The sequence below is a fragment of the Bacillus sp. SIMBA_008 genome, from assembly GCF_046535495.1.
Classification (GTDB): domain Bacteria; phylum Bacillota; class Bacilli; order Bacillales; family Bacillaceae; genus Bacillus; species Bacillus subtilis.
On record NZ_JAWRWL010000689.1, the window covers coordinates 1 to 261 of the forward strand.

The 261-nt window shown below is 32.6% G+C and carries 1 protein-coding gene; it reads left to right on the top strand.

Features of this window, described 5'->3' with window-relative positions; translation table 11 throughout:
- Positions 1 to 21: 21 nt before the first annotated feature.
- The coding region (locus tag SB658_RS25005; protein ID WP_410603111.1) for a response regulator at positions 22 to 261 on the top strand (240 nt) is incomplete at its 3' end.

Here is a 261-nt window from a genome sequence, read left to right on the forward strand (position 1 = left end):
CTTCAGAATGGTGATATTCAGGTGAAAAGTACACTGAATCGAGGTTCTGAATTTTTCTTTACCTTAACTTATAAAAAGGCAAATCCTACTGAAACTGCTCCTAAATTGGTAACTAAAAATAGTTTGGGACATCTTAAAATACTGCTTTGCGAAGACAATGTTTTAAATCAGAAATTAGCCAAAAGCGTTATTAACAACTTCGGTTTTCATCTTGATATTGCACAAAATGGAGAAGAAGGTATTGAGCTTTTGTCTCAAAAT